Genomic DNA, 10,991 nt, shown 5'->3' with positions numbered 1-10,991 from the left:
AGGTAAACCTGCTCAGGTCAGAGGAAGAATCGCTCCGGACCAAGGTAAATCTGCTCGGATATTTTTTCAGTTTTATCTCTTTTTTCACAAGGTCCACATCTGAAGAACGAAAGAGTAATATAAATTTCTTGATTTTGTTAAAAGAATCCATTATTATTTACTTACCGGTCGGTAAAAACGCAGAATGAGCTTTTACTTTTAAAAATATATGACTGGGGTTTTGTTTGCAGTTATAAGATTTAGAAGATAGTTAAGGAGGAACGTTTATGAATAAACAGTTACAATCAAAACGAATTGAAGGGTTAGATTTTGCCAGAGCCTTGGCTATGTTTGGTATGCTTATAGTAAATTTTAAAATTATTATGGGAGCGGTAGGGAATGGGCCGAGTTGGCTTATATGGTTTACTGGACTTTTTGAAGGAAGGGCGTCAGCTACTTTTGTTACGTTGGCCGGTATTGGGGTTGCTTTGATGACAAGAAAAGCTAGAATTGGCGATAATCATTTTTATATGAAAGAGAATAGAGTGAAATTATGGAAACGTTCCGCTTTTCTCTTCATTCTAGGTTTACTTTTATATGTGGCAGATTGGACTGGAGATATTCTACATTATTATGGTGTTTATATGCTGATTGCATCATTTCTTATCGCATCATCTACAAAGTTCATGATTATCATATCTAGTCTTTTTTTAATAACATCACAAATCCTACAAGTGATGATGAATTATTTAAAAGGATGGCATCCTGAACAACCATTTATGGAATATCTTGATTTTTGGACAATTGAAGGTTTTTTAAGAAATCTTTTGTTTAATGGGTATCATCCAGTATTTCCTTGGATATGTTTCTTTTTACTTGGGATGATCCTTGGCAGACTTGATTTATCAAAGAAAGCTGTAAGAAATAAAATGATGCTTATTTCTTTCTTTTTACTTATAACAATAGAGGTACTTTCAAAGGCTTTAATGCGATTATCTCTGTCAGTATTAGATGTAAGCAGTGCAGAATATTTGTTTCAAACTGGACCAATTCCACCAAATATCTTATATATCTTATCAAATTCCGCTTCGGCGATTATTGTCATCGTTGCTTCCATTTATTTCGCCGAAAAGTTCGCTGAGCAATGGGTGACAAAATCACTTATTCAAACAGGACAATTAACATTAACTCATTATGTTAGCCATGTATTTATTGGTGTTGGCCTATTAGCCTTAATGAACAGATTGGAGAACCAAACGTTAGCATTTTCACTAGTATTTACGATTTTGTTTTTTGTGGCAAGTATTTTATTCTCTGTTTTATGGAGTAGAAAATTTAAAAGAGGACCTATTGAATGGATTATGAGAAAAATAACAAATTAATAGCTTAGTAGTCGAGTTTTACATAAAGGCGAGAACAGAAAAGCGTTCTTGTTAGACAGGAACGCTTTTCTACAAAAGAAATAGGTTTTAGTGGGTCATATTCAACCAACCATAGGATTCATCGGCAAAACTCTGAAGGTAATTCATGAATAAGCTTGCGTGGTAACCATCACAAACAGCATGGTGCATTTGTAAAGAAACAGGAAGACAAATAGCATTTTGCTTGTGTACAAATTTACCTGCTGTAATTATCGGTAAAAGGTAATTATTTTCATTATGAATGTTAAGGTTAAAACCAGTAAATGAACACCATGGAATCATTGAAATGTGAAAAATATTTTCGGGAATTGGGGATTTCGGAAATAAACGTATCCTACCGTTATAATTCGTTACATCACTTTCGTAATCTTGATGGAACTGTCTAAAATTATCCGATGTTTCTGTCCAAATGCTCGAAAATGTCTTTGTCTCCTCATTAAAAATCGTGTAACTTGGATTTAGTTTTTCCCAATAGCCTAACTCTCCTTGGCTATTAAAACACGTTCTAAATGCAATATTAGAATTGATAGCTTTTGTCACTAGATAGATAAATGCTGGGTAAAACTTGAAATTATGATCTTTTATGTTTTTATAGAAAATACTAATATCTATTTCAGATGTCATACTAAACGTTGTTTGTTGGGTCATATAATGCTCAAAATACTCGTGTCGCTGCCAGTTCTTGCGATCAATTTTATTGAAAATCATTTTTCTTTGCCTCCTAAATATTAAAATTTTTATTTAGGAGGCTATTTTCACTGTTTTTTTCATACATTACACCCCACTATTGATGGTTATATCCTATTATAACATTCATTATTAATAGCAATTTTTCAACATTTTTGACGATAGCTAAAATAAAAGAATGAATCTGTCAATTGATTCGTCAGCTTATTTTAGCACGTGATACTTTTGAAAGCTGACTTTAAATTATTTTTTATCGATAAGTGATTGAATATAGATTTCGGTCATTTTAATTTGTTCTTTCCATAATGAAATAATCCATTCTCTGTCCTCCAAAGAGATTAAAAAAGTGGCAAATCCATTTAAATAAGTCACTATTAAATCATTTATTAGCTCAATGTCAGATGGAGTTAATTGATCCCCATAAAAATCTTTTAATAAAACCTCAAATAAATCAAACGGTGTCTTATCTCTGTCCTGATTGAAGATAAGATCATCAAACTCTTTATCGTATGAAGATTTCACTACAAATTGTAATTGAACATTAATTAGATGTAAGTATTCTTTATTTTTTTCATCAATAAAAAAAAGAAAATATTTTAGCATAATATCAGAAAAAGAATCTGTTTCTTTAGATTCATTATAAATTTGTTCTAAAGCTTCATTCATGAGTAGATCAGATAAAATAAAAGCCTCTTGTTGAATTGTTTCCATAGAACCGAAGTGGTGAAATACACTTGCCTTACTCACATTTGCTCTCTTTGCAATGCTGCTAGCACTTAGTGACTCTATACCATTTTCGGCAATTAAAGAAATAGTAGCATTTAGTAATGCCTCTTTTGTTTTATTTCCCTTTTTTTCCCTACCATCTATCATTATAGAACCTCCTAACAGAATGGTTGTTACATTTACTCATTATTATAGCATAAATTAAACTACTTGACCGATTGGTTAGGTTTATGTATAATTTTATTGACCGATCGGTTAAATTTTCGGTAAAGTATTTGTATGAAACTTCATTTCTAGTAAAAGATAAGGAGAGAAATAGATGGAAAAAAGAAAGTTACTTATTTTTACGATATTACTTGTATTGTTAACGTCTGTTATAAGTTTTAGTCAATTTTTAAGTCCTTCTCAAGAAGAAGTAGGGGAAACAGAAAAGGATTTTTCATCGGACCGAGCTCTAAATTATTTAAAAGAAGTAGCAAAGGAACCACATCCTATAGGCTCTTCTGCGAATAAAAAAGTAAGAGATTATATTGTAAAGCACTTTCAAGATTTAGATATTCCTGTTGAAATTCAATCAAAGCCAGTGAAGGATATTAGGGGTGAGGAGTATGCTAAAGAATTAGGTGCAGAGAATGTTGAAAATATTATTGCAAAAATCCAAGGAACATCCAGTGATGATAATGCGATTTTAGTAACAGCTCATTATGATTCTGAAATAGAAACTCCTGGGGCATCAGACGATGGTTACGGCGTTGTCACGATTATGGAGGCAGCAAGAGCTTTAAAACAAATGCCAGCACCTAAAAATACAATTTATTTTGTACTAACAGACGGTGAAGAGCCTGGCTTACTTGGAGCGAGAGCTTTACAAGATCGAACAGATATTTTAGACGAAGTACGTGTTATGCTAAACTTTGAGGCAAGAGGTAATACAGGGGTACCGATTATGTTTGAAATGAGTTCAAATGATTTAAGGTTGGCGCAATTGTATAAGGAGACTGTTCCATACCCTGTAGCATACTCCTTTGCTTCTGAAATGTATAAAAAGATGCCGAATGATACAGATTTTACGGAATTAAAAATAACAAAAAAATTAGGGTATAACATTGCAAATATGGGTGGTTTAGAGGCATATCATGCAGCGATAGATCGTGTAGAGAATAGTGACGAGGAAACGATTCGTCACTTTGGGAACTATGCACTTCCTTTAGTGAAAAGGTTTATGATGATGGACGAAAAAGAGTTTCAGGCTTTAGAAGATAGTAAAGGTGATGCGATTTACTTCCCATTAATGAAAAAAACATTAGTTGTTTACTCCGAAAAGTTAGTAATGCCATTAATGGTTGTTTTACTTATCTTAACAGTCGCAATTTTCTTCATCAGCTTTAAAAAGCAAGTGACACAGATTAAAGGATTAATTTTTAGTTTAATAGCGTCGATTGGTAGTCTTGTCTCTATTTTCATTTTCTATTTCCTTTTAATTCGTCTATTAACAATTGTATACAACGTTGGAATAGATGAAGATAGGATCGTTATGTTTGGTACTTATGATCCGTGGATCCTGACATTGCTGGTGATATTAGCTATTGTGCTTTCGTTCTTTTTGGCGAAGTGGATGTCAAAAAAGTATGGTACTGTGAATTTCGCCATAAGTACGCAAGTTTTATGGATTGTATTGGCTGTGATGTCGAGTCTTACGTTCAAAGGTATTAGCTACGCATTTACAATTCCAACAATCATTAGTTTACTGTTGATTTTACCAATCATAGTAAAAGCAAAATGGGCAAAAGGTGTCTATCATTATGTAGCAGTTGCAGGATGGACAGTATCTAGTATTCTATTACTCGCGCCAATTATGTATCTTATTTATATAGCAAAAACAATTAGTATAGCACCTATAATAACAGTTGTTACTGCAATAATTACATTTTCTATAGTAGGAATTGTGAATTGGTTAACGGCAAATGATGGGAAAGCATTACATTAGGAGCAACCGGGTCGGTTAAAAAAGCTCAGTCCTAAAAGAAACGTGATCGGGTTTACTCTGGAACTGCTCGGGTTCAAGCGAAAAATGATCAGGTCAGTCAAAGAACTGCTCGGGTTGGCTGGAAAACTGCTCAGGTTAGCCCATAAGCTGCTCGGGTGCAAGAGAAAAGTGATCAGGCCCACTACCAAGTAAGGTTTCGAAGTATCCTTTTTATTATGAAAAGTCTTGAGGTTCACACTGTGTGAACCTTTATAATGTTCTTTAATAATTTGCTGATTGATGAAGACTTTAATCAATAAAGGATGTAAAATCCTTCTGGTTAAAGCTTCACTTGATTAAGAGAAAATTTTCTTAATTAAGCTAAGGGGGTACTGTTAGTTATGGCTACTGTTAATGGAGCTTATGTGGGATCTAAAGGTTTATGAAGAAATAAAGAAGCTTTATAAAACCTTTTTCTAGTGGTTATTTTTGCTATTTAAATAGAAACCATTCCTCAAATCTGTATATTTTAAAGGAGAAATGTAATTATGAATGGAAGAGAATTTGATAAAATTTTCACACTAATGGAGAAATCGTTTCCAGAAAGTGAGCGAAGAACTTATGCGGGACAGAAGGAGCTACTGGCCAATCAACATTACCGTCTTATATCGGAAACAGATAACAACAACCAAATTGTAGCTTTTTTAGCAGCATGGGAATTTCCTTCGTTTCGGTTTGTAGAACATATTGCTGTCGATCCAACTTTGCGTGGGAGTGGAGTAGGAGGAAAAATGTTGACCGCTTATATGAAAGAGTCAAAAAAGCCCATTCTCTTAGAGGTGGAGTATCCTGACACGGAATTGGCTCAGCGGAGAATAGGCTTTTATGAGCGATTAGGTTTTCGCCTTAATTCCTTTGAATATGTACAGCCTCCTCTTCACAAGGAACAGGATGATTTACCGTTAAAAATTATGAGCTATCCTCAACTTTTAACGAACGAGGAGTTTATTTTATATAGAGAAATCTTATATAGAAATGTATATAACCTAATGGAAGTGAAACCTTTGCTTCTTATAAACGTGATGAGAAATGGTGAAAAAATTTTTAAGAGGTGAATTTATATGAATAGTATATGTAATCAAACGATAGATACAGCAATTCAACAATTATTTAACAATATTTCACCAGACGAACCGGGCTGTGCTTATATTGCAAGTTTTGATGATGGTGTAACTTATAAGGGGGCAGTTGGTTTAGCTTCTATAGAAAAGAAATTACCCATTACAACAAGAACTGTTTTCAATCTTGCATCCGCCTCTAAACAGTTTACAGCATTCTCCATTTTGTTATTGGAGCAAGAAGGTAAACTAAGTTTAGACGATTCAATTTTAAAGTATATACCTTCTCTTGGGGAATATGCTGAATCTGTCACGCTAAGACATCTGATTCATCATACCAGTGGATTGGCAGATTATATGGAATTAGCTGAAAAAGCAGGGGTTTCGGATGAAGAGAAATTAACTGTTGAACAATCTCTAGAACATCTTGCCAGCCATCCAATTGCAGATTTTCCTGTTGGAACAAAATTTGAATATAGTAACACGGGATATTTTTTATTATCTTTAGTAGTTGAAATAGCTAGTGGAAAATCTCTTCGTGAATTTTCGAAGGAACGTATTTTTGGTCCTTTAAATATGATTGATACAACTATCGTGGATAGCTATCCAACTAATATTCCGATTGCTCGTGGATACACGAAGAACGAGCAAGGTGAATTTGAAATTTATGAAAGTCCTTGGGAACATACTGGGGACGGAGCGGTTCATACAAATGTTGAGGATTTAGTAAAATGGGGACAAAACTTCGCTACAGGCATTGTTGGTGGGAAAGAGCTTGTTAAAAGAATGGGTGAGGTAGGGCCAAAAACTTCTTCAAATGGCGAGCTAATTATCGATAATGAAGACTATGCTTTTGGCTTGTCTATCGGTAAAAATTTTGATAATTCCTACTTGGAGCATTCTGGACTCTGGGCTGGCTATCCTTCTCACTTTATCTACTTTATAGAAGAACGTTTAACGGTTGCGGTGCTAAGTAATGTTGAGGATTTTGATAGTGAAGAATATGCAATAAAAATGGCAGAAATTATTTTGAGGAAACATGCAAAGAAATAAATACAAGATTGATTGTATGAAGCTCTGTTACTTATAAACCTCTGTCTTTTGCTAATAAGGAGATTAAAAAATGAATATAACGCTTACTGATGTGGATAAAAATAATTATGAGGATGTTTGTGACCTATCTGTGGCAGAAAATCAGTATGATTATGTAGCAGAAAATATGTGGTCACTCGTTGAATCAAAATTCAACCCCTCCTATCAAACACGCGCAATTTGTTAGATGAGAAACCTGTCGGATTTTTTTTCATGTGGGTGCCTGAAACAACTAAGAGAATATCTATTTGGATATTTATGGTGGACAAAAACTATCAAAACAAAGGTATCGGACGTAAAGCTTTACAACTAGCGCTTAACGAAATTAAACAAACAGATGGATTAGAAGAGATCGAAATCTGCTACAATCCAAATAATCCTGTAGCGAAAGGTTTTTACGGAAGCTTCGGTTTCGTGGAAGTCGGTATAGATCCAGAGGGTGAAGATGTATTAGCCATTATAAAAATTTAGTCTCCACCTTTAATAGTGGTGAGATGAATATCAAATTTAAGTTTAAAAAATCAAAATGGAGCATGTTTTTATCAAATCATAAAAACACGCTCTTTTATTTTATCTTCATTCAGCAGAAGACTCCCAGATGAGAAGAATGCGGTTTTGGTTCCTTTTCAGTGGGTGTCCAAACACCTACTGAAATAGTGGAACTCAGTATAAAAATGCCACAACCTGTGTCAATTTAACTGCGCGAAAGCTACACTTACGCCAAGGCGAAATTGATTTATTGTGCATTCCTATTAGATACTTTATTTTCATTTTTGTAAGCGAACAACCGAGCTGCTAATAAAAGCGCCAGTAAGATCATTATAAGTCCAGACCAACTAAGATAGTCTATAGAAAAACTGCTAATCACCAGCCCACCGATAGTCGAGCCAAGAGCGAAACCGAACTGGATAAATGAGGTATTGACGCTAAGAGCAATATCTGGTGAATGTTCTACTAAGGAAACCAAGTACAACTGTTGTGCTGGGGAGGTCGCCCAAGTAGCCACCATCCAGATCATAATGAACAGGATGATAGCAAATATCAAGCCCTCTGCCCAATTTAGTAGTAGTAGCATCACTGCTTGGAAGGAAAGCCCAGTATAAATCATGAACTTCGGACCTTTAGTATCAGCAACTATTCCTCCAAATTTGGAGCCGAAAAAACTGCAAAGACCAAAGAGTAATAGAATTCCAGAAAGTGCTGCACCCGAAAGTTTCGCGTTTGCCTGTAAGTAAGGAGCGATGTAAGTAAACAGCGTTGAATATCCGCCAATATAGAACAGTGTAATGGTAAGAGCAAGAACAATTTTTTTGTTTTTCAAAATCGACAGCTGCATTCCGATTGTAAAAGTTTTTTCCTTAGTAATAGATGGAACCTTGGTAAAGATCACTAAAAATGGAATCAACGTTAGTATTCCTATAAGGATGAATAATATTCTCCAGCCAACAATTTCGCTTAGAAACGTCCCAGCAGGAACACCGAAGACAAGAGAACTGCTTAAACCCATCAAAATAGTTCCGATAGCTTGACCTCGATTCTGTACTTGAACTAAACGAGTCGCCACAGCCATTGCGATAACAGTAGCGGCTCCTCCGCTAATGCCTTGAATCACTCTTGCCAATAAAATCATTTCAAAAGAGGGACTGAAATAGACTAGGAAACTACTCAAAATAAAAATACCGAGCATCATTAACAATATTTTTTTACGATCCATCTGAATGGTTGCTGCAATTACAATCGGGGCCCCTATCGCTGCGGAAAGGGCGAAAGCCGTAACGAGTGCTCCAGCAGAGGCTGTTGTTATTCCAAGATCAGTTGCTACCATATGAAGGATTCCGCTTATAATGTATTCAATTGTACCAATAAGAAAAACTGCTAGAGCAAGTAGATATACAACCCATTTATTATTCATAGACGAATCCCTCTTCTACAATAGGGATTTGAATTTCGATAAGATGAATATTCGGCTCCCCTGATAGCGGAACATAGATTTCTCTTCCCGGTCGGTCACTTCGAATTCGGTAGCCGTTGTGCTCAATCCAAGTAGCAAGGTCGATACAGGCTGTTTCCGAAAATGCTGAATCCGAACGGAACAACAACGTGGCTACTTTTTCAGCAGGTAGGAAACGTTGATTAAGATGCTCAGGCAGCTTAAGTGTGTCTGTTTTCACAGTATAACCAACCTCAAGCTCAAAGGCATGCGCTCCGCTGTCGGGAGTGTTCCATAGCACCATCTGTGGACTAGATAAGGTAAATCTGAAGCGACTATCGAGAAGTCCATTGAAAATTTCGAAAAGGGTTGGGATATCGTCAAGTGTTCCTGGCGAAGCATATGTAATCATGTGCATTTCTTCAACACACTTAATAACAACTTCTTGGTCTTTATCCATCCTCCCTTCACGCTCTACAAGCTGTATTCGTTCTTTAATCTGGGAAAGCTTGGATCTTTCGGTATCAAGCAGTCGCTCGATTTCACTTTCTTTAAGTCTAAGCATGCCACGAATTTGTTCAGCAGATATTTCTTCTTGAAGAAGATGCACGATTTGCTGTAGTGTAAACCCTAATTCTTTAAAAATGATGATTCGGTTAATCTCTAGCAGCTGTTCAGCTGAGTAGTACCGATACCCGGTGGATTCATCCGTTTTGGTAGGCTTTAAGATTCCGAGCTGATCATAGTAACGCAACGTTTGTAATGGAATTCTGCTAAGTCTGGAAAATTCACTTATTTTAAACATTTTTTTCACCTTCCTTCTTTTATTCGTTATGAGTATATACCCTCTAGTTAGGTATAAAGTCAAGATCTACATCAAACCTCCACGAAATCTTGATGTAGATCGCTTTACTTAAGTGATTGCATACTTAATTGAAGAATTCAAATATCAGCCATTTGTTAACAGCAAAAATTGTTTCAAATGGTTATCTATCACGAGGGAGTCCTGTTCGTTTTGACCGATTCCAAAGCAATGTCCCCACTTGGATTCGATTGGTTGAAAAATAGCATTAGGCATATGTTTCACTTCATATGCATTATCTTCTGGGGGGAAAAACAGATCGGTCGAGCCTGGCATAACAAGTGCTTGAGCGGCAATACGGTTTAATGCCTGTTCAAAATTTCCCTTGTCTAGTGGATTGGCGCTAATATCCCCGCTGATTCCAGTACGGAGCACGGCAATTAAGTCGTTGGCATCGAAGGAAAGGAACACTTGATCCCAATAATCTTCTAGATATGCCTTTAACATCGAGTATCCTTCTTCCTGATAGAGCTGTTCTAAATAATAAGACTGAGAAAACCCCCAAGGAGCATAGGCACGTCCCATCGCAGCAAGTCCTCTTGTAGGCTGATGACTATAGAATCCTTCCTTCCAGTTAGAATCCGCTTGCAAGGCTGCGATAAGTGCCTCAAAAACAAGCTGTGCATGTGGCCTCGACTTTGCTGTTCCACCAAACGGTGCAATTCGCTCGACCATCTCAGGATAGCTTGATCCCCATTGAAAGGTTTGAAGTGCTCCGAGTGACCAGCCAACAACTAAAGCAATCTTCGCAATACCAAATTTCTCGGTTATAAGCCGATGTTGTAGTCGGACATTATCATAAATCGTTACAAGCGGAAAATTCGCTCTGTCAAAAGGGACGGGTGTATTGCTTGGTGAGGAAGATAGACCATTTCCCAACATATTAGGCACAATAATAAAATATTTGTCCGGATCGAGAGCTTTACCAGGTCCAATCAACCACTCATTATCAGTATGCTGACCAGCAAACCAGGTAGGATAGACAATTACGTTTGACTTAGTAGAATTTAAAGCTCCATAAGTTTTATAGGCAAGGAAGGCTTGGGGCAGCTTTTGACCCGATTGTAGCTCGACATCTCCCAATGAATAAATTTCGTAATCTTTCATTATACAATTCTCCTTTGTTATACAAGATTTAATGTTGAAGCTTGATTTTCACTCTACGATACTGCTACCATCAAATCAACGAAACGTTTTTGATCATAATGTT

General features: G+C 36.0%; 11 protein-coding genes. 6 read left to right on the top strand and 5 right to left on the bottom strand.

The features are described 5' to 3' along the window. Window positions 1–266: 266 nt before the first annotated feature. Window positions 267–1,361, top strand: a complete 1,095-nt coding sequence (locus B2R82_RS12795; RefSeq protein WP_286925226.1) for a DUF418 domain-containing protein — start codon at window positions 267–269, stop codon at window positions 1,359–1,361. Between the two features lie 87 nt (window positions 1,362–1,448). Here B2R82_RS12795 and catA read toward each other — a convergent pair whose 3' ends face one another. Both catA and B2R82_RS12785 read right to left on the bottom strand, forming a co-directional pair. Continuing rightward, entirely contained in the window at window positions 1,449–2,108 is a 660-nt protein-coding gene (gene catA, locus B2R82_RS12790; RefSeq protein ID WP_283868332.1) for a type A chloramphenicol O-acetyltransferase, read from the bottom strand. A gap of 222 nt (window positions 2,109–2,330) precedes the next feature. Further along, window positions 2,331–2,960 (bottom strand): TetR/AcrR family transcriptional regulator, encoded by a 630-nt coding sequence (locus B2R82_RS12785; protein ID WP_286925225.1) that lies wholly within the window; start codon window positions 2,958–2,960, stop codon window positions 2,331–2,333. 172 nt (window positions 2,961–3,132) lie between these two features. Here B2R82_RS12785 and B2R82_RS12780 point away from each other — a divergent pair, with 172 nt between their 5' ends. From B2R82_RS12780 to B2R82_RS12760, 5 genes are all read left to right on the top strand, one after another. Then, entirely contained in the window at window positions 3,133–4,800 is a 1,668-nt protein-coding gene (locus B2R82_RS12780) for a M28 family peptidase (protein WP_286925224.1), read from the top strand. 527 nt (window positions 4,801–5,327) lie between these two features. Next, window positions 5,328–5,894: a GNAT family N-acetyltransferase gene (locus B2R82_RS12775; protein WP_286925223.1), complete on the top strand. Its 567-nt coding sequence runs from the start codon at window positions 5,328–5,330 to the stop codon at window positions 5,892–5,894. Between the two features lie 6 nt (window positions 5,895–5,900). Then, window positions 5,901–6,950, top strand: a complete 1,050-nt coding sequence (locus B2R82_RS12770; RefSeq protein WP_286925222.1) for a serine hydrolase domain-containing protein — start codon at window positions 5,901–5,903, stop codon at window positions 6,948–6,950. Between the two features lie 70 nt (window positions 6,951–7,020). Next, window positions 7,021–7,176 (top strand): hypothetical protein, encoded by a 156-nt coding sequence (locus tag B2R82_RS12765; protein ID WP_286925221.1) that lies wholly within the window; start codon window positions 7,021–7,023, stop codon window positions 7,174–7,176. Between the two features lie 26 nt (window positions 7,177–7,202). After that, window positions 7,203–7,460, top strand: a complete 258-nt coding sequence (locus B2R82_RS12760) for a GNAT family N-acetyltransferase (RefSeq protein ID WP_349680276.1) — start codon at window positions 7,203–7,205, stop codon at window positions 7,458–7,460. 265 nt (window positions 7,461–7,725) lie between these two features. Here B2R82_RS12760 and B2R82_RS12755 read toward each other — a convergent pair whose 3' ends face one another. From B2R82_RS12755 to B2R82_RS12745, 3 genes are all read right to left on the bottom strand, one after another. Further along, a complete protein-coding gene (locus B2R82_RS12755; protein ID WP_286925219.1) occupies window positions 7,726–8,901 on the bottom strand; it encodes an MFS transporter in 1,176 nt (391 codons plus the stop codon). After that, window positions 8,894–9,724 (bottom strand): MerR family transcriptional regulator, encoded by an 831-nt coding sequence (locus B2R82_RS12750; protein ID WP_286925241.1) that lies wholly within the window; start codon window positions 9,722–9,724, stop codon window positions 8,894–8,896. Before B2R82_RS12750 ends, B2R82_RS12755 begins: the two co-directional genes overlap by 8 nt. A 144-nt stretch (window positions 9,725–9,868) precedes the next feature. Continuing rightward, window positions 9,869–10,888, bottom strand: coding sequence for an alpha/beta fold hydrolase (locus B2R82_RS12745; RefSeq protein ID WP_286925218.1), 1,020 nt, complete (start codon window positions 10,886–10,888; stop codon window positions 9,869–9,871). Window positions 10,889–10,991 lie beyond the last annotated feature (103 nt).

The sequence above is a fragment of the Lysinibacillus sp. UBA6686 genome, from assembly GCF_002455205.1.
Lineage (GTDB): Bacteria > Bacillota > Bacilli > Bacillales_A > Planococcaceae > Lysinibacillus > Lysinibacillus pakistanensis.
This window is presented reverse-complemented; position numbering and strand designations above follow the sequence as displayed.